The following is a 24,728-nucleotide window of genomic DNA, read 5'->3' on the forward strand; positions in this document are numbered from 1 at the left end:
ATTACAAAGAATCGATAGACGAAAAAAAAAGAGCACTCGGTGCTCTTTTTTATTTTGAGGAACCAGCTAAAAAACCTGTTCATCATCTGAGTCTATAAACAATTCTATTCGACTATGCTGTTCATCTACCATCATGTTTAAGTGAATTGCATGGCAACAAGCAGGGCAGTCATCATAGAAGTTTTGATTACCGTTACTTGCGTCCAGAGTAATGCTAATAGTGTGTCCACAGTGCGGACAGTTAACCATTTTTTCCGTGTAGTTTCGCATATCTCATTCCTTACATCTTCTAGAGATATTTTCAGCTTAATGAAGTAAGTTTCTTATAGTCATGAATTAAGTACAAAGTTTGAGTTAACCCAAAAATTTACATAAAGACTTGGTTAATAAGTGAGAATTTGTTTCACAACTCTTTCAGCTTCATCCAAATAGTGTCCACCAAACAAGTTGTAGTGGTTGAGGATATGATAAAGATTGTAAATGTCTTTTCTTTGTTCATAACCGAGTTCTAAAGGCCATTCGTCTTCATAGCCTTGATAGAACTCAGGTTGGAACCCCTCGAACAGTTCTGTCATGGCGATATCACATTCGCGATCGCCCCAATAGCAAGAAGGGTCATAACAAATAGGACCAAAAGCGGAGTTCGCGACATTCCCATGCCACAGATCGCCGTGTATGAGTGAAGGGCGAGGTTGATGGTTCGACAAGAGATCCTTACAAACATCGACGAACTCATTCGTGCTAACTAGGTTAATGCCTTTTTCAGTTAACAGCTGAAGCTGCCAACCAATGCGCTGCTCAGCAAAGAATCGGCACCATTTTCTCTGCCATTGGTTAGGTTGTAAGGTACTGCCTATATAGTTGTCTTGATCGAAACCGAACTCTTTTTGCTCTCCCCACCGATGGAGCTTGGCAAGCTGTTGGCCAAACTGATAACTGGCCTTGGCATCGTCTAACGGTTTGGTCACTAGATAGTTGAGAACAATAAAAGCGTGGGTTTTGGTGGTATCGACCAAGACTGGTTCTGGTAGAAACACTGAGTTCGATTCTCTCATTGCGCGAATGTTTTCGAACTCAAGTTCAAAGTTACTGATAAAGTCGCGCTGATTTACCTTCACGAAGTAGCGCTGATCACCATCGCTGATCATGAAGCATTCGCTAATGTCACCACCATGCACCTTAACACGCTCAGTAATGTCGAATGTAAACATCAAACGTTCAGATAATCGTTGAGATATTGCTTGCCACATAGTCACTCCCAAACTTTACGTCACCATTGGCAAGTGTAGGTCAAGTTATGCGGAAAATCTGACTAAAGGCGCAAAGAATTGTTGTTTAATTTCTGAGAATTACCGACTTAATGATTTGAGTCAACTTCTATAAATGAAGTCGGTGCAATGTGACGCTGTACCTCTAAAACGTGGGAAGTATGCAAATTTTTACTATTGTTTCCCTTCGCTTATTGTTAAATGGGTTTGTTGTGTCTTAGTATTAGAATTAAAGCACGGGTAAAACATACACCGGAGATAAAAAGTGGTTGTAGAAACCGATGGATATTTAGCACTTATTGAGCATCTAGCATTCAATTTAGATGTGTTCGCTTCTGACGATAGCGATACAGGGGCAGAGAGTGTCGAAGACGTTGTGACCGATATGATCGCAACCAACATCATGGCTATTTTTGAACAAAACCCAGAGCTACACTCAAGCGTACGTTTCAAACTCCTAAAAGAGACCGATTCAGTACTAGAGGATTTGGGGGAAGTATTGGCAGGCGTTTGGAACAAACCAGCGACCAACGAGCAAATTACCTTCCTCGATGAATATGTTGCTCTGTTAAAGAATCTATTTGATACAGCCGTTGCCAAGTACGACTAGTTCAACTTTTCCATAGGCGAGTGCGATACTCGCCTAAATTGCCAAAACTTAGATGCCCAATATGGGTTGTCTACCCTCGATATAATCACACCTTTTGACGTCGATGCATGCATAAACTGCTTATTGCCAAGATATATCCCAACATGCCTCGTATTAAAGCCTGTTTTAAAGAACACTAAATCGCCGCCTCTTGCTTGTGAAAATTCAACGTATTGACCAATCTTACTCTGATCCTTAGTGGTTCTCGGTAAATTGACGCCTTTAGCATCTTGATAGGCAACCTGAACAAACGCAGAACAATCTATCCCATTCAAACTTGAGCCACCCAAGCGATAGGGTGCACCTTCCCAACGATCAAATACCAATAGAAAAGCATCCATTTTTGGATTCGGTAAAGCAGTACTTGCCTGTGACACTTGATTTGATGGTTTTTCAACATTGAGAGGATTAACACAGCCACTTGTGACTAAGACTGCTGAAAAAACAAAGGGTAAGCAAGTTTTCATTTCCATATTCACTGTCTTATTTTGGTCATTTAACTGAAATGTTTTCGTAATAAAGCACTCATAGAATCACCGACATAAACTTTAGTATGATGTTGGTTCCGTATATGAGCACTGCAAAACAAGGCCGTTTCGCTTTTTCTCTTGTTCACACCATCAGCGCGATATTCCTTACCATTTCTTTGTTAGTTATTACATTATCTATCACAAGTATCAAAGGAATTGAGCGTGTTGGTACACAATTTGAGACTCTGTCAGATAACGCACTCCCTCTTGCATTAACAAATGCCCAGTTAACCCAAACAATCTTAGAGCAGATTAAACAGCTCACCTATAGTTCTGTTGCGGAAGAACAAGAAGCCTTGGACATTATATCTGCCGAAATACTGCGATTGAGCAACAAAAGCGATGAGTTGTCGGAATCTGTATTTCACATCGCTAGCACTTTCGATTATGCGGTCTCGACAGAGCAGCAACAACAGCTGGCAGACAAAATCCAATCCTTACATTCGGTAACGAGCGCAATCATAGCGACCCAATCGTCGCTCATTGACAAGCAAAAGCAAATTAATGCCAAAGTGACCGAGTTTCGTTATGGAGCCAACACCATTGGCCCAGAAATGACCCGTATTAGTTCGTTTTTGTCAGGTGAAAATCCTGAGTCTATCGATGCTGCTAATCGATTCACATCCAGTGCGACAGCGATGGAAAGTACTTTCCTTATGCTATTGATGAAGGATGAGATGGAGGCTGCGGAAGAAGAGTACAAAGAAATGCGTTATCGCTTTTCAAGTATCAACTTAGCGTATGACGAGTTTTCTGATTGGCATCCTGACATCAAAGACTTCGCGAGTTTGGTTGCACCTTTCGATATGGTAAAAGCGGGCTTTGAACCAAATGGTGTTTTGGAGAACATTATGGAAAGGCTTGAACAGCGTCAGGTTCAAAAGCAGCAGTTAGCGGATGCGGCATTAGTCGCTCAAGAGACTGTCACACTCCTGAATGACATTTCGTCTAGGGCTGCCGATCTCATCGAAACCAGTGAAACGGTGGTGAATCAATCCATTACGCAAAACAAAGCGGTTTTGGTGGGTGCAGGCAGCGTTATCGTCGCCATTGTCATTGTTTCTTGGATTGTGCTTCGCCGTTGGGTCAATCGCTCTCTTAAACACATCCGCCGCCAGCTTAACCGCTTGGTTGAACATGATTACTCAGCATCGGTAAAGATTCTTGGTCCAACTGAGTTACAAGAAGTCGGTGGTAAGGTAAATCAAGTGATTGAATCGACGAGTGAATCGCTGCAAACCGTCACACGAAACTGTGAAACCTTGTATCAAAACGCAGAGATTAGTCATAGTGTTGCTGAAGAAAGCGACCAAAGCTTAATCGTTCAGAATCAGTCTTTAGATAGTATGGTATCCACTATTTCAGAACTTGAAGCTTCTATCCGTGAAATTGCGGTCGTCACCAATCAATCACACGAAGATTCCATCACAGCGTCTAACCACTGTAGCAAAGGCGTTGAAGTGATTGAGCTCAACCAAGTTCGACTCCAGCAACTTGAAGAATGTTTGCAACTCAACGAAGAAGCGATGAACGAACTCGATGGTCGAGTCAAACAGATCCGCGATATGGTGGATTTGATTTCAGGTATCGCGGACAACACCAACTTACTCGCATTAAATGCTGCAATCGAAGCGGCAAGAGCAGGGGAACAAGGTCGCGGTTTTGCGGTCGTTGCCGATGAAGTTCGACAACTCGCGAGCGGCACTTCTCAGCAAACGGCGAACATCCGTGAAAAGATGGCCGACTTAGACAAAGCCTCCGAGAAATCACGACAAGCAGTGACATTGTCACGTCAAGAAATGGGACTTGCAATGGAATCGAGCGTTGAAGTGAAACAAACGTTTGATGGTATTGATGATGCGGTAAAACACATCAGAGAGCGAATTGAGCAAATCAGTGTCGCAACGGAAGAACAGCAGCGCGCAACAGCAGATGTGAGTGAATCTATCCATCAAGTCTCTTCGCTAGGCGAGTCGACGAAACTCAAACTTGATACCATGGTTAAGAGCGCGGAAGAAGTAGCAGACATCGCTGGCCATCAACAAGCAATGCTCCATAAGTATCAGTTCTAGAACCTATTGAATTTTTTAAGCAAAAGGTCTGATGAAAAAGCGCACCGATTGATGCGCTTTTGGTTTTTACTTCTGCCTAAATGGTTGGGTGAGCATCTTATCGAGTCTCTGCTCATCGGGAAGTCGAAACTTGTCGATACCAATTTCAACTTCATGGTGGCCTTTTTCTGGTTGTGCTCGGTAGGTTGAAAAGATTCTGTCCCAAATTGATAAGAAGAAGCCAAAGTTGGAGTGCGTTTCTCTTACAATGACTGAATGATGAACACGATGCATGTCTGGCGTTACAATGAGTTTTCGCAGTACTTTATCCATAGACAATGGTAGCTTGGCGTTACTGTGATTAAACATCGCGCTACCATTGAGTATAATTTCAAACGCCACCACCGCAATGACAGGCGCTCCCAACAAAACGACCACCGCGACCTTTACCCAGATTGATAACCAGATTTCCACTGGATGAAAGCGTGCTCCTGTTGTCACGTCGATATCTTGGTCTGAATGGTGCATTCTATGTAGACGCCACAAAATTGGAACGCGATGAAACACGAGATGCTGAAGGTAGATGGTTAAATCGAGCAGCACGACAGAACCGATCACAACCAATGGCAATGGTAGTTCGTACCAGTTAAACAGCCCAAAGCCTGAACGGCTAGCAAACAAAGCAGCTTCAACGGCTGCAATAGGGCTAAGCAGCGCCATCGTTAATCCATTCAAACCGACTAACCCTAAGTTATTGGTCCACCGAAACCACCGGTTCTGTGTTAAAGCTTTCCTTGGGGCGCGTGTTTCCCATACCGCACACAAGAGCAAAATCACTACAAAACAGGTTAAACGTAATACATCGGGGTTGATCACCGCATCCTCCACTATCTTAATCAATTAAGTCTAAGTACAATCACGAACATTTTCTACGATAGTCAGTTTTCATCATGAGAGTTCACGCGTTTCATCGCCTTCTTCAATATCGCCAGTCCATAGCAACACGAGAGTTTTCAGCTCGTGGAGCCAAGATAGACCGGTGTAATCGCTGCCAAGTTTCAAAACAATATTGTCTTTGTGAGTATCAGCCAGACATTGAATCTAATGTTGCGGTGATGCTCATCATGTCGGAGAACGAAGTTTTTAAACCGAGTAACACAGGTCGATTGATTGCCGATGTAGTAAAAGAAGCCTTTGTTTTTCAATGGAACCGTACTGAACCTAGCCAAGAGATGCTTGATGTATTGGCGGATGAACAATACCAGCCATTTGTCGTATTTCCAGAAGAGTACGTTGAAGACAAGTCGCGGTTAATAACGAAAATAGATGCAGCGACAAACAGCTCGAAGAAACCTCTTTTGATCTTTTTAGACGGCAGCTGGCGAGAAGCAAGACGAATCTTTAGAAAGTCACCTTATCTTGCCACATTACCGGTTATCTCGATTAAGCCAGAAGTGGTGTCACAGTATGTGATGCGAAAATCTGACAATGAAAATCATCTTTCCACAGCCGAAGTGGCGAGCCTTGTTCTCCAGCACGCAGGGGAAACTCACGCTGCTGAAGAATTGCAAGACTGGTTTACGGTATTTCGCGAAACTTACCTGCTAAGTAAGACGCGTCTTAAGCCTGATTACACAAGACCCACGTTGAAACTTTTCTTGGAAAAGCGCGGAATCGCGAGGTAGCTCTAATATTTACAAATGCGTTGATTAGCCTTTGCTCAATTAATTAACTGACCGAACTAAATCCGTTTTAGGTCACAGATTGTAGGCGTAGCTATGTGGATAATGCCCAAAGATATTATTTTGGCTGTGTGAGCAATAGCCACTTCTAGGAGAGAAACGTATGTATTACGGCTTTGATGTCGGTGGCACTAAGATTGAGTTTGGTGCATTTAACGAAAAGCTTGAGCGAGTAGCAACGGAAAGGGTCCCTACACCTACTACTGACTACGATGCACTGGTAAGCACCATTGCAGAACTCGTGAGCAAGTATGACAACCAATTTGAGTGTGAAGGAAAAATTGGACTTGGTCTTCCTGGCATGGAAGATGCTGATACGTCAGAAGTACTCACCGTTAATGTTCCGGCAGCAAAAGGCAAGCAATTACGTGCAGACCTAGAAGCTAAGATTGGCCGTACCGTACAAATCGAAAACGACGCAAACTGTTTCGCATTATCCGAAGCGTGGGACGAAGAGTTAAAAGACTCACCATCTGTGATGGGCCTAATTCTAGGTACAGGTTTTGGCGGCGGTTTAATTTACAAGGGCAAAGTGTTCTCTGGCCGCAGCAACGTTGCTGGTGAACTGGGTCATATGCGCCTGCCTATCGATGCATGGTTCCACCTAGGCGACAATCCACCGCTTCTTGATTGTGGTTGTGGCAAGAAAGGCTGTATGGATAACTACTTATCTGGTCGCGGCTTTGAACTTCTTTACGCACACTACTTCGGCGAGCAAAAGAAAGCGATCGATATCATCAACGCACATGCTGAAGGCGAAGAAAAAGCAGTTGAGCACGTCGAACGCTTCATGGAACTGCTAGCAATCTGTTTTGCCAACATCTTCACAGGTAACGACCCGCATGTTGTTGCTCTAGGTGGCGGCCTATCAAACTTCGAACTTATCTACGAAGAAATGCCAAAACGTGTTCCTAAGCACCTTCTTTCGGTAGCGAAAATGCCTAAGATTGTGAAAGCGAAACACGGCGATTCAGGCGGTGTACGTGGTGCTGCATTCCTGAATATCGAATAATTCAATTCGATACACTCCCATTTAAAAAGCGCGCAGCAATGCGTGCTTTTTTGTTAATTGCAATCAACGCAAAAAGAAAAGGCTACTGATTACTTCAGTAGCCCAATTATACTCTTTAGCCTTAACTATGGCAGATAGGTTACGCCGTACTCTATTTCTTCTTACCAACGCCTAAGTTCTCACGCTGCTTTAGCGTGATTTTTCCAAAGCCAAGTTTTCTGAAATGATTGTCACGATAGTTGCGAACGGCCTTAGTGTCGGAGATCGCTTCGATCTGCTGCTCCATCTTTAGGTATTCAGAGATGTCGATGCCTTCTGCTTCAGCAACTGCTTCGTGGATATTGCGATGTTGTTGATAAGAAAATAGCAGTTCTTTCTCTTCGTCTTTGTAGGTGTATAAAATGGTGCGAGCCATAACGGTTCCTAAGTCTCTGTGCTCTATTAATAGAGCCTAACTAAATAATATCTTCATGCCGCCAACAAAAAAGGCCAGCTTAGCTAGCCTTTAGTGGGCGATATACTTGCAACACGTGCTTATAGGCCTAGATTCTGCCTTGTAGTGGGATAATTGTCACGCTTTCTCCCGCTTTAACCGTGTCTACTTCAGGTGTAATTTCGATTAAACAGTTAGCTTCGCTCATGGAGCGTAAGATTCCTGATCCTTGCTTACCCGTGGTTTTTACCGTTAGCTGGCCAAATTCATTGTGTGAATAGACGCCTCGGCTAAACTCGGTGCGACCCTGACGAGAACGTAAAGACTCTTCTGCCAATGCCTGAACTTTTAGCGGCTTCCAGTTGGCTTCACCTTGCATCTTACGAATAGCAGGTTCTACGAAATTCAAAAATGACACCATCACCGCCACCGGATTACCCGGCAAGCCGAAAAATGGCGTTGTATTGATTTGACCATAGGCAAGCGGGCGACCAGGGCGCATGTTTATACGCCAAAAATCAATATGGCCTAACTTATCGAGCGCCAGCTTAATGTAATCAGCATCACCTACAGACACGCCCCCTGAAGTCAGTACCATGTCACAAGTATTGGCTGCGTTTTCGATCGCTTCAATCATCAAAGATTTATCGTCTTCAATGATGCCTAAGTCGACCACTTCACAACCAAGTTTTTCCAGCAGTCCCATCAAGGTAAAGCGGTTGGAATCATAAATAGAGTTCGGCTTCAGTGGGGTGCCCGGTGCTTGAACTTCGTCGCCGGTTGAGAAGATAGCAACACGAATTTTACGTTTGACTCGACACTCGCCAAAGCCAAGTGACGCAATCATACCCATTTCTGCTGACTGTATTTTCGTGCCTGCTTCAAATACTGTTTGGTCTTTTGCTAGGTCTTCACCTGCTTGCCTAACATTTTGTCCAGCACGTATATCAGACGTGGTGAAGGATATTTGGTTTCGCTGGCCGTCGTTTTGGGTGGCTTGCTCACGCATGATGACAGTGTCTGCGCCCATCGGAGTCGGCGCGCCTGTCATGATCTTAACGGCTTCACCCTTTTTAAGCTCCTGTTCAAAAGAATGGCCAGCCATTACTTCGGCCACAACGTTATACGCAGCTTGCCCGATGTCATCACCACGAATCGCATACCCATCCATTGCAGAATTGGTGTATTGAGGTACATTGATTGGTGAAACAATATCTTCAGCCAGAATGCTGCCATAGCTATCCGCGACTGAAATGGATTGAATCAACTCAATTGGCTTAATGGTAGAAAGGATCTTCTCTTGGCCTTGCTCAACAGATAGAAAGGCTGGCGATAGGGTATCGCAGCATGCCGCGTTACTCGCACTCTTGGAAGCTATCTTTGAATGAGATTCAGAAACCGAATCAGATACGTAGTTTGAAACATAGCTAAAAACAAACTGAGCGATTGCATCGACGTCATTAATGTTGATTTGGGGAAGGTCAGTATCTACATCTGAATCGCTTGCCACCGCAATAATGTTACTGTCGTTTGGGTGCAACCAAGGTTTCTCTAATTCGTCACGATGAAGTTCAATCTTTGGAAACGCAATGTTCTTGCAACCCTCAACCAAAATAACGTCGAGCTCAGTCTGATCAAAACGTGTCAGCAGATATTCAAAACTAGCTTCTTCCTGCGGAGTTTCAGTCATCAAAGCATGGCGATTACGAGAAGAGATCAGCATTTGCGTTGCGCCAGCTTTGCGTAATCGATAACTGTCTTTGCCAGGCTTATCCACATCGAAATCATGATGAGCGTGCTTTAGTAAACCAATCGTAAGCCCAGCTTCGGTTAACTTCGGCAGTAACTGTTCAAGTAACGTTGTTTTACCTGTTCCAGAGTACGCTGCAAATCCTAACAGTGGGACAGAGGTTTTGTATTGAGTCATGATTGTAGAGTTCCGAATTGTTCAAGCTCTTCTGGCGTATTGAGGTTTACGAAGCATTCTGGTGAGTCGCTAAAATCGACATAATGGGTATTACACTCTTTGTAGAGCAAAATGATCTTTCGCTCACCCCGTTCCAAAAATGCACTCAGTTTAGGCAATACGCGTCGGTGAAACAGAGTGAAAACAGGCTGGAGATAGTCGCCGTCGTGGGCAACCAAAATGTCGTGTTCTGCTTCAACACTGCTGCAGAAGCGCTCAACAACGTCCGGAGTAATGTTTGGGCTGTCACATGGCACAAAGCCAACCCAATCTGAGGTACAATGTTTTAAGCCCGCATGGATACCACCCAAAGGGCCAGGGAAGTTGGTCACTTCGTCGCCAAAAACAGGGGCGAATTTTTGATAAATGTCGTGGTTACGATTGGCGTTAATTGCGATAGTTGTTACTTGTGGCGAGAGCTTATCAAGAACGTGCTCGATCAATGGTTTCCCATTTAGCTCAATCAACCCTTTGTCTTTTCCGCCCATGCGGCTTGCTTGACCGCCGGCGAGTATCACCCAATTAGTTTGAGTTGGATGTAGCATCTAAATTCTCGTAGTTTGGTTCGCGAATAATTTGTAGAAGAGGGGACTCAACCAGCGTCTTTTCTTTTATCCACCACTGCTTACGGCACAAATCCGTCAACGCGTTTTTCTGATGGCTGGTAATGACTAAGCTCGACCCTCTTTCCAACAGATCTTGCGCCATAATGACCAAACGGTCAATCGACTCTTGATCAAGAGACGCGCTAGGTTCGTCCATCAACAAAATAGAAGGCTTTAGGATCCACGCTCTTGCCATGGCGACACGTTGTTTTTCACCTCCGGATAGCACGGATACGTGCTCGTCGGCCAGCGTTTCTAACCCAACCATACGCAAGGCTTGAATCACGTCATTGCGTTTTTCTTGGTTCGCTTGTCTTTGAAATCGAAGGCCATAGGCGACATTTTGATAAACCGTGCCATCAAACAGGTAAGGGGACTGGTGCAAATAGACCACATTCTTTCTGCCCACTTGAAAAGGTAGCTTAGACCATAGGCTGTCGTTACCCGTTTGGACTTTTCCAGTTGTGGGTTTTAGTAAGCCCGCGAGGATCTTCAATAAGGTCGTTTTCCCTACACCATTATCACCTTTCAAATAAATAGAATCATTTGGGCCAATAGCTATTTCGGGAATATGAAAAAGCACTCGGTCTTTAAAGCGCATTGAGAGTTGATTAGCCGTTAATCGAATCGTCATACAAAGCCTTTACGTCCTTAAATAACCTTTGCCTCTCATGCTCGTCAGTAAGAAGTTGAGCATAAGTGCAAGAGACAATAACACGATACCTAAGGCCACACCTTGAGCGAAAGCCCCTTTGTGGCTTTCCATTGCAATAGCCGTTGGAATGTTTCGCGTAATGCCCATAATGTTTCCGCCCACCATCATCGAACAGCCGACCTCTGTGACAATTCGTGAGAATGCGGCAATGGTCGCCGCCATTAAAGGAAAACGCGTTTCCCAAATCATGGTCATGGCGACTCTTGGCATAGATGCGCCAAGCGTAATCGCCGTTTCTGTAATGCGGCGGTCACTCGATTGAAGCGCGCCGTGCATCATAGAAACCAACACTGGAAAACAGATGATCATTTGACCCACGATCATCGCCCTCTGAGTAAACAGCATTTGCCAATCACCCAAAGGACCTGAGCGCGACAACATCATGTAGAGTAACAAGCCAATCACCACCGTGGGAATTGCCTGTAACGTATTCACGATGGAAAGCAGTAGCCATTTACCGCGAAAATCGCAGTAAGCGAGCAAGAAAGCCGATAAGGTCGCCGGTATCAAAACTAGAGAAATTGCCGATAAAGAAACACTAAAGGAGACCGCAACGATCTCCCATAGCTCTTTATCGAAGCTGACCAATAAAGCCAGCGCATCGAGGGTAGTTTGCCAAAGGGTCATTTACGAGTTGGTCTCGTTAGCATTGGCGACAAATAGCTGTTTTCCGTTCAAACGGAAGTCGTTAATTAGTTTTTGACCTTTATCATCCACAAGCCATTGACTGAAAGCTTTCGCACCTTTTGAGTTAATGGTTGGGTAGCGTTCAGGGTTTACCAAAATTACCTGATAAGGGTTAAACAGCGCCTTGTCTCCTTGATACAGCAAAGACAAATCAAGCTTATTGTTATAGGCCAGCCAAGTACCACGGTCTGTTAGCGTATAACCTTGCATTTCGGAGGTCATATTGAGTGTAGGACCATGCCTTGCCCGACCGAACGATACCCTGAGAAGTTAGGCTCAATTTGGCTTTGCTCCCAAATGCCTTTCTCTTTCTTATGAGTGCCTGAATCGTCGCCACGAGACACGAACGTGATATTTTTCATCGAAATCTGTTTGAACACGTCAGTAACGTTAGACAGTTCTTTGATGTTTGCAGGATCGCTTTGTGGGCCAACGACAACAAAATCGTTATACATAAGCTGACGAGGTTCGATGCCGAAGCCTTTATCGACAAACGTCGCTTCAGCCTTTGGGGCGTGCGTCATCACAACATCAACGTCACCATTTTCTCCCATTTTAAGCGCTTTACCCGTACCTGCAGCAATGACGTCCACTTTGTATCCGGTGTCTTTTTCAAACTCAGGGAGTAGGTAGTCCAGTAAACCTGAGTGGTAAGTACTGGTGGTAGTTGCCAACCTGACATGGGGCGCTTCATCGGCAAAAGAGATTCCACTCATAGAAAGCAGAGTGACGGAAAGGGCTAAAGTAGGGAGCTGTTTCATTGATTATAATTCCATTTTTACTGTCGAACTGTCACCAAATACGCACTTGTTCCGTACGTTACGTCGAGGTGTTGGCATTCGACTAAGCTAACTTAAACGTTGTTATCGGCGCTTCTTCGCATAAACTGTTATACATAGTTAGGGCATTGCCTTACTGCATTCCAAAGTTTTTGCGACACCTTAATGTGCACACGCATATTGCAAAGACAATGCCAATAAATTGGGGCCAAAATGTTCCAATTTCAGAAATCATATCAAACGGTTAGAGTATAAAAACTTGAGTTAGGACAAAATGTCGCAATTTTGCCGATTTAAATCATGAAAATGTTGGTACACTCTGTCTCATCTAACAATAATCATGACGAAATCAGTATGTCTCACTCTACGTTCTCTTCTGCTGTTGAATCGAATACCACCTATCAAGCTTTTTCTGTACTTGTGGTCGATGACGAAGTCGGTATGCAAACCGTTCTTAAAAAAGCCATGTCGAAGCTGTTTTCCAAAGTAGACGCAGTGGGAAGTATTGAAGAGGCAGAAGTATTACGTTGCAAGAATCATTACGACTTGATCATTTTAGATATCAATTTGCCTGGGCGAGATGGCATTGAATGGGAAGAAGCGTTTAACGATCCAGACAAGAAAGCAGATGTCATCTTCATGACAGGATATGCGGATCTTGAAATCGCCATCAAAGCACTCAAACTTGGTGCCACAGACTTTATTCTTAAGCCATTCAACCTTGACCAAATGCTGTCTTCGGTGAAACGCTGCATGGATAAGCGGCTTAACGAGCGTATGCAGTACGCTCTGCAGCGCGATTTCAATCGTCGAATTACAACCAAGTTGGTCGGTGGTTCGGAGAAAACCAAACAGTTAAAGCAGCTGATGAATCAATTTGCTCCCTCACGCGCATCGGTACTCATTGAAGGAGAGTCGGGCACGGGTAAAGAACTCGTTGCCAGAGGCGTTCACGAGGCCAGTAAACGCTCAGGCCCATTCGTTCCTATTAACTGCGGAGCCATCTCACCAGAGCTATTAGAAAGTGAGCTATTCGGTCATACATCGGGAGCGTTCACTGGCGCTAAGAAGAGCCGAGAAGGCATGTTCCGTGTTGCCAATGGAGGAACTCTGTTTCTTGATGAGATAGGAGAAATGCCACTAAGCATGCAAGCTGCGCTATTGCGAGTGTTAGAGCAGCGCACAATAAGGCCTGTCGGCAGTGAAAAAGAGATCGCTGTAGATGTTCGAGTTGTGGCCGCAACCAACCGAAACCTTCAAGAGGAAGTCGAGAAAGGCAATTTCCGCTCAGACCTTTATTACCGTCTCAATGTACTTAAAATCGAAGTGCCACCGCTGCGAGAACGTAAAACAGACTTGTTAGAATTGGTGCCTTTCTTCACCAATATGCTCACCGCAGAATTAGGCGTTGCGGATCCAAAATGGGCACACGAAGATATGGCTGCTATGTTTGACTATGAGTGGCCGGGTAATATTCGCGAACTCAAAAACCTTATTGAGCGCTGTTTATTGATTGGAAAGCCACCAGCCCATCATTGGAGAGAAGTGAATGGAGGCGTTTCAGCCGCTAACATCACTATGACCGTAACAAGCAGCCAACAGATCCCTGTCATGCCAGAAGGGCGCGCCGACTTTGGTGAAGGTTACCCTAACGACTGGACACTTAAATCTGTGGAGAAGTCCCACATTCAACAAGTCGTCTCCCATTGCGATGGCAACAAATCTGCCGCCTCACGAATCTTGGGTGTCGCGCGTAAAACATTAGAGCGTAAATACAAAGAATGGGACAGCGAGGACGCATCCTATGCCGAATAGTCAAGACTTGCAGAGCATGGGCTTGCTGCAAAAGTGGCGCTATAGATTCAAAACCATGGTTCGATATCGTCTGCTGTTTTTGACCTCGGCACCGATCATTCTTACGCTGCTAGCATTGATTGCGATTACCATCTATTGGTCGATTCACTACACATGGAACAGTGCACTTATCGATGTGTCTGAGCGACTCACCGTTGCCGATAACACCATTACTCTTATTCAGCAAAAACAGTCTAATGCGGTGACGGGCTTTGCAAATTCTTACGAGTTCCAATCTAAGATCCGTTCTGAAAATGTCGATCTGAATGAGTTAAAAGCTTGGGTCAAACAACAGCCATTAACAGATGGTCTGGATTACCTGTTATTTGAAACCCCTGAAGACGCGCTAGGTTTATACGTTGAGTCTACGCAGCCTCAAACCTCCTTTGAAGTCGTAGATGAACAAACACTTTACGCAATTGCGCCTAGCCTCGCCGAGAGAGCTAAAACCAAGATGATTGCCAATGACACGGAAGAGAAACGAGGACTTGTCAGTCGCACAATCTTTCCACTGTATTCCGACAATCATGAACTGCTTGGTTATCTGCATGCCGGATCCCTGATCAATAACAGTAGTGAACTGGTTGATACCATTCGCGACGTCATTTATCCGATTCAAGATGCCTCAAGCCCGCACATTGGTACCTTAACTCTATTTCTAGAAGATCTACGTATCAGTACCAACGTGCCTTTAAACAGTGATGAGCAAAGAGGGCGCGCAAGTGGCTCGAAAGTGTCCCAAGAAGTTCAACAAGCTGTATTAGTCGAAGGTAAACGTTGGGTCGATCGCGCCTATGTTTACGATGCTTGGTACATTACGGCTTATAAGCATTAAGAGACAGCAATGATGAGATCGTTGGCATGCTATACACAGGTTACCTGCTTTGGCCATTCATTAAAGCTACCTAACAAACATCATTGAGATAAGCATTGCCACTCTGAGCTTACTGATCATTTCTGGCTTTATGGTGTATCGAGGATCACGCGATCTTTTTCGTCCTATCGAACAAATTCATAAAGTGGTCAAACAGGTGCAAATGGGCAAGAACAATCGCATCGGCAGCCTTGGTTTGGACGACAAACACGAGCTCGCGCAACTTGCAAAGCAGTTCGACAACATGCTCGATTCCCTTGAATCACGCAAAGAAGAGATTGAACGCGCCGCTCAAGATCTTGAATGTAAGGTCAACAAGCGAACGGCTAGCTTGAAAGAAAAAACGGAACAGCTTGAGCATCACATCAATTTGTTAAACCAGACGCGAGACAAGCTGGTCACCAACGAAAAGTTGGCCGCGCTGGGGGAGCTGACTGCTGGAATCGCCCATGAAATCAATAACCCAACAGCAGTGATCCTCGGTAACGTCGAATTGATCCGTTTTGAATTGGGGGAAGACTCGCTACGCGTCAATGAAGAGATAGACGCGATACTTGAGCAAATTGATCGCATCCGAAACATCACTAGGAGTCTGCTGCAATACAGCCGGCAAGGTGGCGTACAAGACCAAATTACTTGGCAGCACGTTAATCCAATCATTGATGAAAGCATTACCTTAGTAAAAACGGGCAGTAAGAAGAAAGAGATTCAGTTTGTTACTCAGTTAGACGCTCATACATCAGTGGAAGTGAATCGCCATCAACTACTTCAAGTACTAGTCAACTTACAAATGAACGCCATTTACGCAATGAAAGGTGAGGGCGTTTTAACCATCACCAGTCGTGATTGGAATGAAAACGGTGAGAATCTCGGGGCAGTCATCGATGTGATTGACGAAGGCTGTGGTATGAAACCCGCTCAACTGCAACGTATCTTTGACCCGTTTTATACCACTAAGCGCGATGGAACAGGGTTAGGGCTTTCTGTCTCTCAAAGTATTCTTAGTGAGACTGGTGGCGAGATTCGCGTTTCGTCCATTGAAGGCGAGGGAAGTACGTTTAGTATTTATCTACCTAAGAAATATGAAAAAGAAGAGCTTTGCGTGACGGCTGTGGGCATGTCTTAGGCTCTTATTGTGTAAACCCGAACAAAGAACTATGAACAACAAACAGATTTTGCAGCTTATTATTCAAGCGTCTCGCCATCTTATCTCGATTCTTATTGGCGCCGTCGCCGGTATTCTATTTGCCCTATATCACCAAGGTTCGATATTGGACATCGCACTATGGAGTTACATTGGCTCTATTGTGATTATGCTTGTGCTACTGCGAATCTGGCACGATGAATCATGGGCGCATAGTGTGTTTACCTCTTTCGTATCCGCAAGCCTTAGTGCACAGCTATTGTATTTTACTGTCACGTATATTTTGATTAATCATTACCTTACCGTGCCAGTTAACCAAATTAGCGACTTTGTTGTAGATAATGCTTCCTTTAAAGCATTCACTGGTTTCGATGTATTGAACGCAATTTTTGGCCATTTGATGCTTTTGGTTGCTTACGGCTACCTTGATGAAAAATTTTATAGCAAAAAAGCGGTTCAACGTTCATTAACGTTCGAGAAAGCTAAAGGTGACGAACTTCCTAAACATTTACTCCTCGATGCAGATCCTGATATGGAGACTGTTAAGACCTATATTTACGATGGCATAAACTATGTCGCGAAACGAAAAGGCCAAATAGTCGCCCTATGTTGTATCAAGGCATTAGACGAGTCGGCTAATGTGATGGAGATTCATAACGTTGCAGTGAGTGAGTCATTTAAGGGAAAAGGTTTAGGCACTTGGCTCTTAAAACGAGTCATCCAAGATCAAGAGTCCGCTGGCACTGCTAAGATTGAACTCAGTACAGGAGCATTTGGTTATCAACTTGGCTTTTATCAAAGAGTCGGGTTTCGAGTCATTAAGGTCTTCAAGAACTACTTCACCGACAATTACCCTGAGCCGATTTTTGAAAACGGCATTCAACATCAAGACATGTTGAGATTGTCTATCGATTTGCAATAGGAAAGTTGAAGAAAGGAAGTTAAAAAGGCAAACAGTAAACCTAACTTTGAAAAAGTATAGGGTCGCATGATGCGACCCTATTGATTAGATGATTCCTTTCGTTTTCTGTTTAAGTAGTACAGACATCCGAGCTGGACCACTTTTATCGATAACCAGATCATCGCCTCAAGTATAGCAAGGTAACGGCTAATTCATAGACTTACGATATTAAGAGAGGAGCCATATTCACAATTTCTATCGCTAGATCGACAGCCAATAGCGTAATGTAAGCAGCGCACGTTGTGAGAAGTCCATAGCTTCAATATCACGTTTCACTTGGTTCGCCATTTTCGGCTCGTCGGTAATAATCCCGTCGGCACCTAGCAATAACAAACGCTCCATAGCTGGGCGGTTATTGATCGTCCAAACTAACACCTCTTGTTCGCGCTGTTGTATCTCGATAATTCGCCAAGCTGTTAACCATTGGTCGCTGACCATTAGCATATCAACGTCACGCTCTAGGGCAGACTCGCCGACACTTGCCGCGTAAATAAGGGCGTATCGCAGTTTGCTAGGTTTATCTTCCCCCATGACATCCATAAACGCTCGAAGCAAGTCAGCATCAAGCTCGACACCACCATAGCTTGGTCATAGCTAACCAATAGCTCAGCCAAGACTTTTGCTAAACGTGTACTGGAATTGTAACGTTTTAACTCAATATTGAACTCGATGTCGGCAGCGTACTTATCAAGCAAGTCCTCCAAAAGTGGAGGCGGGGTTAAAGTGGCGTTTTGATAAGCCTTAACAATGTCCGCGTAGTTCGAGTTCTCGACTACTATCGGGCTGCCAGCCATTCTTCCAAGGTCGCGGTCATGAAAAACGATGATCTGACCATCTTTGGTTACTTGAACATCAATCTCGGCACTCCGTACACCCAAGGAAATCGAGTACTCAACGCCAGCCTTGCTATTCTCGACGTGGGCAAAACCACCGGCGCGATGGGCAACCACGTAGCCAGAAGTGTTGGTTTGAAGATGCTTAACAAAATCACGGACGTCAGCCAAGCCATTGAATATCGTAAATCCAATAAGAATCAGCGTTAATGAAAGAAAAATTTTGCGGTTACGTGTTGTTTGCTGAAGGCCAAGGGTGCGCTCTTGTTCGTTAACCAACTTCATTCGCTTGGTTTGCAAGCGCAGAACGTAGTACTGACAGCTTCCGTAAATGAAGCGGTCAAAAAAGCTAAGAAGGAAGGTCACAATCACCAGTAACACGCTGGCGAACAAAATCCACAGATATCGGTCTGGATCATACGTTGCCCAATTGAGGATTGGGCCAAGTAAGAATAGGAAACTCCATGCGAACGTTGCCGCGACCGCTACTCGCACGAACAACCAGGCAAAGTGGCCGATTACGATATGAGGGTAAATGTTTGAACTTAGTCGACGAGCCTGTTTGAACAACTCCCATTGAGAACAATTTTGGAAAAGACTTAAAGGAAGCGCTAGCCACCAGTTAGCCCAATACCGCACTACCACTAATACAGCAGGCAAGGTAATCAAAAACAGTAATAATACTGCTAGCCATATCGTGCTCATTTGATTGGAAAGGTAATAGTTAATGTCCCAATCGTTGAGCATTAATCCGTAAATCCATCGGCCACACCAAACTAAGGCCGCCAGCAGAAGACTCACACCAAAAGACTGAGCCAATACTACTTTGGCTACCCGCCAGCTTCTTTGAAGGATTAACCCGAGGGTGTCGACAACCGATCTTTTTCCAAGGTCGTGTTGTGCCAACATAATACTGATCGTTGATTGCTCAACGAAAAATGCAAAGCTAAGTTGGCTAACGAACCACAGACTGAGCAAGAAACCAACGGGGACAAGAAGAACGAAAGCAACTCTTGATTTGCAATGGCGCTAACACCATAGAAGCTCATCAGCTTAGATGTGACCCAAAGATCAAGAGGAACAAACAGAGTAAAAAGGGCGCTTCGAACCAATAGAAAACTCATAAGCATACGCAAGCCATTAGCTTTAAGTCGATGCCACATGAAATAGAGAATGTGTCGTGCGCGGTGAATGAATGCGTTGGTCAAAGTGTGTAGTGCCAAAATTTGGATAAGTGTTAAGGCCTTTGATTATATCACGGATTAGATCGCCCTTAACGCTAGAAAGAATAGTTGTACTGAACTAGAAGCCCCACGAATCTAATGTATCGTTTGTGCTAACTTTCAGATTGAACCGCGATGCGCGGCGGCAAAATACCATGCTTTTTAAACTCCTGCATAACGCGCAGAGTAATATCGGTTTCGAATAACTTCTCATACGCCGTATCCACAACGTAGGCTTTGCAAGTTAACTGGATAGCTAGGTAGTTATCAGTAATGGTTTGTTTCACCAACACGGTGACAGGCTTAGGCAGATGAATATAGCGACTGGAAGAGGCCGCTTCTTGAATCAGATCGCGCGCCAGCGTGATGTCTTCATTCATACCGACATAAAATGGAATAACGACCTGCATATCGAGCGCACCGTAGTTTCCGCTAACAGTCACTTCATTCAAAAACTTGTTATTTGGAATGGTGATGATGTCATCATTCAACGTTCGCATCCGCACCGAGCGCAGACCGATAGCGATGATGTCGCCATAATTGCCTTCAAACGTCACCCTGTCACCGACTTGGAAAGGTCGATCTATCATGACCGTCATCCCCGCAATGAAGGAAGCTGCCAAGTCTTTCAAAGCAAAGCCGACCGATACCGCCAGCGTACCGCCAATGAGCGCGAGAATGTGGTCGTTGATGCGAAAACTGAGCATAAACACCATCAAACCCGCCGTCATATAGATGAAGAACTGTAGGAACGATTGAAGCTTTTGTAGCAGCATGCGGTATTGCACAAACTGACTGCCCACACTTTCAACCATAGAGTTGATGAACTTCAACAATAGCCAGGTTGCCGCCACAATCAACAAAGAAAAGAACACGCCACTCCAACGGATTAAGCTCGCGAACTGCTGAATGTTGTCGACGCTCGCCACCTCTTCTGTGGCAAAAGCCATTGGGGTGACGAAAACGAATAATATGGAAAATAGTCGAGTCATTTTTTCACCAGACATTACTTAAATAATCTTTACTTAACCAACCATCACTTAACCAACAAGTGTTGGCGATCCAACACGTTCGTTATGTGCCTAAACCAATGATCAGAAACTCTGGCCTTGTCTTCGCTCCATTCGATGTATCCACGACTTTGAAAATAACGCAGCGTGCCGATGACTTCTGCAATAGTCAGTTGTGTACATTCAGACACATCCTCAGGTGATGCGATTTCGAGTTGAACGATTGAGCGCAAAACAGCCAGCATAGGCTTGGGCATTTTCTCAAGCTCTTGGGATTGAGGTGCGTTAAATAGGCGTACAACGACACGTTGACTTTCTTTGTCGCGATTAAGCGAAAAGCGGAAAAAGCGCAGGGCAACCGAAGGGTTCCCATCGGAATAGTGCCAAAGGATTCGGTAGAAACCCAGTTTCGCTCTTTCTTCTTCACTCACATCGGCTTGATCCCACTGCTTGGGTACAACAAGACCATCAAAGTGCAGCGAAGGTTTGTCAGGCTGATTTATTCGACTGTTTAATAGAGACTGCATTTGCGCCTCGTTCCATTTGGGAAGAAAAGTCACCCAATCAAACAGCAAACGTTCACCACGTGCACGATCAACAAATCGCCAACTGGCTTTTTCAATAGCGATGACTGCGCGATGATTCTTACGAGAACGCCTTAGTAGGTTAGTCAACTTAATGAGACCCGTTAATCCACCGACTTTCGGCTTAACCAATCTTTGTGCATTATCAATAGCGAGCAGATACGTTTCTTTGCTTTTTCTTAACCGTGCCAGAACCTGAATTTCTGTTGATTCTTTATCTAAGCCTAGGGCTAGGGCGAGTTCGCTAATCAATTCGGAATATCCAGCGTAAGGGCAGTTGAGATAAATCGGAGTGGCATTTTTCACTTTATACAAAAGGGTATTAAGCAAGGTTGTGGTTCCCACACCACGCTCGCCACTGAGCACACAAATCGCGGGGCTGTCGGTCAATACATACTTAGATAACTCTTTAATTTCATCTTGCGCATACTCGATTAACTCACTGTCTGGGCTGCCTGGCAAAACGTAGTCAAATGTCTCTTCGCCACGTACCCGAGCTAGATTATGATTACTTCTGTCTTGATTGGTTTGCTTAGCCACTTCGATACGAAATAGGTAGGCCAATATTTGGCTGAAGGCCGTGTATCGGGAAAGCGAGCCGATTAATTTATGTTGCAGAGTGTGGAGCGTAAGCCACGATGCACTGATAGCGGTAGCCACAATACTGATCAAGACAGTTCTCTGATGCGACACGGACCAATTAACAACGCTCGGCCTATCCTCGATGCTTCGACCGATTCAAACACCTTTTGACGCCATAACCTCAGCACGGATATAAAAATCAGCGCAAACCACAGCACCACAACATTGTAAATCCAGCTATAAATTGTTGCTTCGCCTACCGTACGTGCCGAAATTTGAAGAATCACACCGGCAACAATAAAACTCCACACAAAGCGGCGAATCGTTGAAAGTCTTAAGGCGGTCAGCTCTTTGCTGCTTCGCAAGCTGTGTCGGTACGTGAACTCAAGAATAAAGCTTACCGCAATCGATCCTCCAAGGATCCACCACGTAAAGATTTCAAGAAATATTAAATGACTCAAAGTCTCTATTTGAGTCAGAACTCGAAGCGATAGGGTAATCGCAAATAGCCAAGCAATGGCTTTATTGGCACGGCTTACATACCAAATCGCACGAATCCAAATTGGCGGGTTCGGATTGTTATCAAGCTGATTCTCTTTAAATAGCGTGATTAATCGCTGGCTATTTGCCAGCCACCACACTAGAGCAAAGTAAATCATCAACACTTTTAAACCCACCCAAATCACCGGAATGGGTGAGACAAGAATGTCATTGAATAGAGATTTAAAGCTTTGAAGCTGATAATGAACCAAATACTCCAAATTCAACGTGGTTAACTGCCACTCGTGTTGGAACTGACGCACTCCATAAGGGCCAAAGCCTGTTAGTTGATTGCGCAGTTCATTAGAAGTAAGAGTGAGAAGCTGTTGTTTCGATTGGCTTAAACTATTGAGGGTAAGGTAACTCTTTTGTACGGCCACCCAATTTTCTTTACTTGCATCAGATCGATAGATAACCAGATGTTCATCAAACTGTTTGGTCTGAATAGTGAGTTCATTAAGCACGCGCCCCAAAAGTTGATCGACACGTTTGATGTCTGAGGGCGTCATAAATAAAGGGTCGGGAAGAACATAAACTTGGCTAGCCAGCTCAGCAGCCGCATCATGAATTTTCAAATCATCATTGGGGTTAAAGTCCCAATTGGCGCTTGCTTTTAATGACACAGTCGCGAGGGCCAAGAAAAGACACAAAAAAGCCTGTCGGAATATCGGAGGCATAAAATCGACTTATAACGGTATTGGTTAAATTTAGTGTAGACGTAATTACACGGAAAGAACTGATTTATATGGCAAATGAAGGTTAACTGTGTAATCAACACGTCAATATTTCACCTTATCTTAAATTAACGACAAGACAGCAGATTTGATTCACAAACTGACGTAATCCATCTCTGTGAGCAACTATGGCAGCGGAAACTCGCCTTAGATAGGCCTAGAAAGCAAATCAACACTTGAAGTTAAGCCGAGTAACCAGTACCGTGGCGCCGATTTTTAAACTTTTTAGGTACGTATTTTGATCTCCACAGCGAATATCACTCAACAGTTTGGTGCTAAGCCACTTTTCGAAAATATCTCGGTTAAATTTGGCGAAGGTAACCGTTACGGTCTTATCGGCGCAAACGGCTGTGGTAAATCAACATTCATGAAGATCCTTAGCGGTGAACTTGAGCCAACTGGCGGTAACGTTAGCTACGATCCAAACGAGCGCGTTGCGAAACTAAATCAGGACCAATTTGCTTACGAAGAATACACAGTTATCGACACCGTTATCATGGGTTACAAAGAGCTGTGGGAAGTAAAGCAAGAGCGTGACCGCATCTATTCACTGCCAGAGATGAGTGAAGAAGAGGGCATGCTAGTTGCGGATCTAGAAGTTCAGTTCGCAGAGATGGACGGTTACATGGCCGACTCTAAAGCAGGCGAACTACTACTGGCTGTAGGTATTCCTGAAGAGCAACACTATGGTTTGATGAGCGAAGTAGCTCCAGGCTGGAAACTTCGTGTTCTTCTTGCGCAAGTACTGTTCGCCGACCCGCACATTATGCTACTCGACGAACCAACGAACAACTTGGATATGGATACCATTCGTTGGCTAGAAGATACACTAAACCAACGTAACTGTACGATGATCATCATCTCGCACGACCGTCACTTCCTAAACTCAGTGTGTACACACATGGCTGACTTAGACTACGGTGAATTGCGTGTTTACCACGGTAACTATGATGAGTACATGACGGCTGCGTCACAAGCTCGTGAACGCCTACTGTCAGACAACGCGAAGAAGAAAGCACAAATCGCTGAACTACAAACCTTCGTTGCGCGTTTCTCTGCAAACGCATCAAAAGCCAAACAAGCGACATCACGTGCTAAACAGATTGATAAGATCCAGCTAGACGAAGTAAAAGCGTCAAGCCGTCAAAACCCATTCATCCGTTTTGAGCAATCTAAAGAGCTGTTCCGAAACGCTTTGATTGTTGAAAACCTAACTCAAGGTTTTGAAGAAGACTTGTTCTCTAACTTCAACGCGATTTTTGAAGTGGGTGAGCGCGTTGCTATCATCGGTGAGAACGGTGTGGGTAAAACAACACTACTTAACACGCTTGCAGGCAAACTAGCGCCACGCGGCGGTGAGTTCAAATGGTCTGAAAACTCGAACATCGGCTACTACGCGCAAGACCATGCAGAAGACTTCGAAAAAGATATGGATCTAATGGAGTGGATGGGGCAATGGCGCCAAGAGGGCGACGATGAGCAAGTTCTACGTAGCTTCCTAGGTCGCATGCTGTTCTCTCAAGACGACATCAAGAAGTCGGTAAAAGTCCTATCGGGTGGTGAACAAGGCCGAATGCTGCTTGGTAAGCTGATGATGCACAAGCCAAACATGCTACTAATGGACGAGCCAACCAACCACATGGACATGGAGTCGATCGAATCGTTGAACAATGCACTAGAACAATACAAAGGTACCTTGTTCTTCGTTTCTCATGACCGTGTATTTGTAGACTCGCTAGCTACTCGCATCATTGAAATAAAAGACAACAAGATCACCGATTTCAAAGGCTCATACGCTGAGTTCCTAAAAACTCGCGGCATTGAAGGTTAAATACTTCAAATCTTACTAAACACACTAGAAAAGGAGCTCAATTGAGCTCCTTTTTTTGTAGGACGTTAGCCGCGGTAATTGTTGTTACCTTCATTTGCTCCGTCGCATTGTTCCAAAGCTC

At 44.6% G+C, this 24,728-nt stretch carries 19 protein-coding genes and 3 pseudogenes; 8 read left to right on the forward strand and 14 right to left on the reverse strand.

Features of this window, described 5'->3' with window-relative positions:
• Positions 1-66: 66 nt before the first annotated feature.
• Together UA76_RS05855 and UA76_RS05860 are read right to left on the reverse strand one after the other, a co-directional pair.
• Positions 67-270 (reverse strand): CPXCG motif-containing cysteine-rich protein, encoded by a 204-nt coding sequence (locus UA76_RS05855; RefSeq protein ID WP_047043952.1) that lies wholly within the window; start codon positions 268-270, stop codon positions 67-69.
• A gap of 113 nt (positions 271-383) precedes the next feature.
• Complete coding sequence (locus UA76_RS05860; protein WP_047043954.1) at positions 384-1,250, reverse strand: fructosamine kinase family protein; 867 nt, start codon at positions 1,248-1,250, stop codon at positions 384-386.
• Between the two features lie 283 nt (positions 1,251-1,533).
• Here UA76_RS05860 and UA76_RS05865 point away from each other — a divergent pair, with 283 nt between their 5' ends.
• On the forward strand, positions 1,534-1,878 hold the full coding sequence (locus UA76_RS05865) for a DUF3802 family protein (RefSeq protein WP_047043956.1): 345 nt from the start codon (positions 1,534-1,536) through the stop codon (positions 1,876-1,878).
• Here the strand turns inward: UA76_RS05865 and UA76_RS05870 are convergent.
• Positions 1,875-2,390 carry a C40 family peptidase gene (locus UA76_RS05870; protein ID WP_047043957.1) on the reverse strand — a complete coding sequence of 172 codons (516 nt, stop codon included), beginning with the start codon at positions 2,388-2,390 and terminating at the stop codon, positions 1,875-1,877. The two genes, UA76_RS05865 and UA76_RS05870, sit on opposite strands and share 4 nt — an antisense overlap.
• 98 nt (positions 2,391-2,488) lie before the next feature.
• On the opposite strand from UA76_RS05870, the gene UA76_RS05875 reads away from it, so the two are divergent.
• The gene (locus UA76_RS05875) at positions 2,489-4,519 is read left to right on the forward strand and encodes a methyl-accepting chemotaxis protein (RefSeq protein WP_047043959.1); all 2,031 of its coding nucleotides are present in this window, start codon (positions 2,489-2,491) and stop codon (positions 4,517-4,519) included.
• Between the two features lie 66 nt (positions 4,520-4,585).
• Here the strand turns inward: UA76_RS05875 and UA76_RS05880 are convergent, their stop codons facing one another.
• The gene (locus tag UA76_RS05880) at positions 4,586-5,374 is read right to left on the reverse strand and encodes a sterol desaturase family protein (RefSeq protein WP_047044055.1); all 789 of its coding nucleotides are present in this window, start codon (positions 5,372-5,374) and stop codon (positions 4,586-4,588) included.
• Positions 5,375-5,448: 74 nt separating this feature from the next.
• Here UA76_RS05880 and UA76_RS05885 point away from each other — a divergent pair, with 74 nt between their 5' ends.
• Both UA76_RS05885 and nagK read left to right on the forward strand, forming a co-directional pair.
• Positions 5,449-6,183: a tRNA-uridine aminocarboxypropyltransferase gene (locus tag UA76_RS05885; RefSeq protein ID WP_075202543.1), complete on the forward strand. Its 735-nt coding sequence runs from the start codon at positions 5,449-5,451 to the stop codon at positions 6,181-6,183.
• 160 nt (positions 6,184-6,343) lie between these two features.
• Positions 6,344-7,252: an N-acetylglucosamine kinase gene (gene nagK / locus UA76_RS05890; protein WP_047043963.1), complete on the forward strand. Its 909-nt coding sequence runs from the start codon at positions 6,344-6,346 to the stop codon at positions 7,250-7,252.
• 151 nt (positions 7,253-7,403) lie between these two features.
• Here the strand turns inward: nagK and UA76_RS05895 are convergent, their stop codons facing one another.
• The 6 genes and pseudogenes from UA76_RS05895 to UA76_RS05920 all read right to left on the reverse strand — a co-directional run bounded on the left by UA76_RS05895 (position 7,404) and on the right by UA76_RS05920 (position 12,374).
• Entirely contained in the window at positions 7,404-7,667 is a 264-nt protein-coding gene (locus UA76_RS05895; protein ID WP_047043965.1) for a DUF2960 domain-containing protein, read from the reverse strand.
• A 127-nt stretch (positions 7,668-7,794) separates the two neighbouring features.
• Positions 7,795-9,612, reverse strand: a complete 1,818-nt coding sequence (locus UA76_RS05900; RefSeq protein ID WP_047043967.1) for a bifunctional molybdopterin-guanine dinucleotide biosynthesis adaptor protein MobB/molybdopterin molybdotransferase MoeA — start codon at positions 9,610-9,612, stop codon at positions 7,795-7,797.
• Complete coding sequence (mobA, locus tag UA76_RS05905; RefSeq protein WP_047043969.1) at positions 9,609-10,196, reverse strand: molybdenum cofactor guanylyltransferase MobA; 588 nt, start codon at positions 10,194-10,196, stop codon at positions 9,609-9,611. The genes UA76_RS05900 and mobA overlap by 4 nt, the downstream gene beginning before the upstream one ends.
• Positions 10,174-10,890 (reverse strand): energy-coupling factor ABC transporter ATP-binding protein, encoded by a 717-nt coding sequence (locus UA76_RS05910; RefSeq protein WP_047043971.1) that lies wholly within the window; start codon positions 10,888-10,890, stop codon positions 10,174-10,176. Before UA76_RS05910 ends, mobA begins: the two co-directional genes overlap by 23 nt.
• 9 nt (positions 10,891-10,899) lie before the next feature.
• Complete coding sequence (locus tag UA76_RS05915) at positions 10,900-11,598, reverse strand: ABC transporter permease (RefSeq protein ID WP_047043973.1); 699 nt, start codon at positions 11,596-11,598, stop codon at positions 10,900-10,902.
• Positions 11,599-12,374, reverse strand: a pseudogene (locus tag UA76_RS05920) (ABC transporter substrate-binding protein).
• A gap of 417 nt (positions 12,375-12,791) precedes the next feature.
• Here UA76_RS05920 and UA76_RS05925 point away from each other — a divergent pair.
• From UA76_RS05925 to UA76_RS24010, 3 genes and pseudogenes are all read left to right on the forward strand, one after another.
• The gene (locus UA76_RS05925) at positions 12,792-14,252 is read left to right on the forward strand and encodes a sigma-54-dependent transcriptional regulator (protein WP_047044056.1); all 1,461 of its coding nucleotides are present in this window, start codon (positions 12,792-12,794) and stop codon (positions 14,250-14,252) included.
• Positions 14,242-16,291, forward strand: a pseudogene (locus UA76_RS05930) (sensor histidine kinase). The gene UA76_RS05925 and the pseudogene UA76_RS05930 overlap by 11 nt, the downstream one beginning before the upstream one ends.
• 31 nt (positions 16,292-16,322) lie before the next feature.
• Entirely contained in the window at positions 16,323-17,231 is a 909-nt protein-coding gene (locus tag UA76_RS24010) for a GNAT family N-acetyltransferase (protein WP_052771963.1), read from the forward strand.
• Between the two features lie 240 nt (positions 17,232-17,471).
• Here the strand turns inward: UA76_RS24010 and UA76_RS24475 are convergent, their stop codons facing one another.
• The 4 genes and pseudogenes from UA76_RS24475 to UA76_RS05950 all read right to left on the reverse strand — a co-directional run bounded on the left by UA76_RS24475 (position 17,472) and on the right by UA76_RS05950 (position 22,719).
• On the reverse strand, positions 17,472-17,801 hold the full coding sequence (locus UA76_RS24475; protein WP_238322191.1) for a glycerophosphodiester phosphodiesterase family protein: 330 nt from the start codon (positions 17,799-17,801) through the stop codon (positions 17,472-17,474).
• Positions 17,729-19,012 (reverse strand): glycerophosphodiester phosphodiesterase, encoded by a 1,284-nt coding sequence (locus UA76_RS05940; RefSeq protein WP_238322192.1) that lies wholly within the window; start codon positions 19,010-19,012, stop codon positions 17,729-17,731. The genes UA76_RS24475 and UA76_RS05940 overlap by 73 nt, the downstream gene beginning before the upstream one ends.
• A gap of 427 nt (positions 19,013-19,439) precedes the next feature.
• A complete protein-coding gene (locus tag UA76_RS05945) occupies positions 19,440-20,318 on the reverse strand; it encodes a mechanosensitive ion channel family protein (protein ID WP_047044058.1) in 879 nt (292 codons plus the stop codon).
• Between the two features lie 44 nt (positions 20,319-20,362).
• A pseudogene (locus UA76_RS05950) lies at positions 20,363-22,719 on the reverse strand (AAA family ATPase).
• A 295-nt stretch (positions 22,720-23,014) separates the two neighbouring features.
• On the opposite strand from UA76_RS05950, the gene UA76_RS05955 reads away from it, so the two are divergent.
• Positions 23,015-24,607 (forward strand): ABC-F family ATPase, encoded by a 1,593-nt coding sequence (locus UA76_RS05955; RefSeq protein ID WP_047043974.1) that lies wholly within the window; start codon positions 23,015-23,017, stop codon positions 24,605-24,607.
• Positions 24,608-24,728 lie beyond the last annotated feature (121 nt).

It is taken from the genome of Vibrio mexicanus (assembly GCF_001012815.1).
Taxonomy (GTDB): Bacteria; Pseudomonadota; Gammaproteobacteria; order Enterobacterales; family Vibrionaceae; genus Vibrio; species Vibrio mexicanus.

Coding starts and splice junctions, on each gene's coding strand:
- UA76_RS05885 (WP_075202543.1), top strand. CDS start 5,449: ATGAGAGTTCACGCGTTTCATCGCCTTCTTCAATATCGCCAGTCCATA.
- UA76_RS24475 (WP_238322191.1), bottom strand. CDS start 17,801: ATGGGGGAAGATAAACCTAGCAAACTGCGATACGCCCTTATTTACGCG.
- mobA (WP_047043969.1), bottom strand. CDS start 10,196: ATGCTACATCCAACTCAAACTAATTGGGTGATACTCGCCGGCGGTCAA.
- UA76_RS05875 (WP_047043959.1), top strand. CDS start 2,489: ATGAGCACTGCAAAACAAGGCCGTTTCGCTTTTTCTCTTGTTCACACC.
- UA76_RS05940 (WP_238322192.1), bottom strand. CDS start 19,012: ATGTTGGCACAACACGACCTTGGAAAAAGATCGGTTGTCGACACCCTC.
- UA76_RS05910 (WP_047043971.1), bottom strand. CDS start 10,890: ATGACGATTCGATTAACGGCTAATCAACTCTCAATGCGCTTTAAAGAC.
- UA76_RS05895 (WP_047043965.1), bottom strand. CDS start 7,667: ATGGCTCGCACCATTTTATACACCTACAAAGACGAAGAGAAAGAACTG.
- UA76_RS05870 (WP_047043957.1), bottom strand. CDS start 2,390: ATGGAAATGAAAACTTGCTTACCCTTTGTTTTTTCAGCAGTCTTAGTC.
- nagK (WP_047043963.1), top strand. CDS start 6,344: ATGTATTACGGCTTTGATGTCGGTGGCACTAAGATTGAGTTTGGTGCA.
- UA76_RS05860 (WP_047043954.1), bottom strand. CDS start 1,250: ATGTGGCAAGCAATATCTCAACGATTATCTGAACGTTTGATGTTTACA.
- UA76_RS05945 (WP_047044058.1), bottom strand. CDS start 20,318: ATGACTCGACTATTTTCCATATTATTCGTTTTCGTCACCCCAATGGCT.
- UA76_RS24010 (WP_052771963.1), top strand. CDS start 16,323: ATGAACAACAAACAGATTTTGCAGCTTATTATTCAAGCGTCTCGCCAT.
- UA76_RS05925 (WP_047044056.1), top strand. CDS start 12,792: ATGTCTCACTCTACGTTCTCTTCTGCTGTTGAATCGAATACCACCTAT.
- UA76_RS05900 (WP_047043967.1), bottom strand. CDS start 9,612: ATGACTCAATACAAAACCTCTGTCCCACTGTTAGGATTTGCAGCGTAC.
- UA76_RS05855 (WP_047043952.1), bottom strand. CDS start 270: ATGCGAAACTACACGGAAAAAATGGTTAACTGTCCGCACTGTGGACAC.
- UA76_RS05915 (WP_047043973.1), bottom strand. CDS start 11,598: ATGACCCTTTGGCAAACTACCCTCGATGCGCTGGCTTTATTGGTCAGC.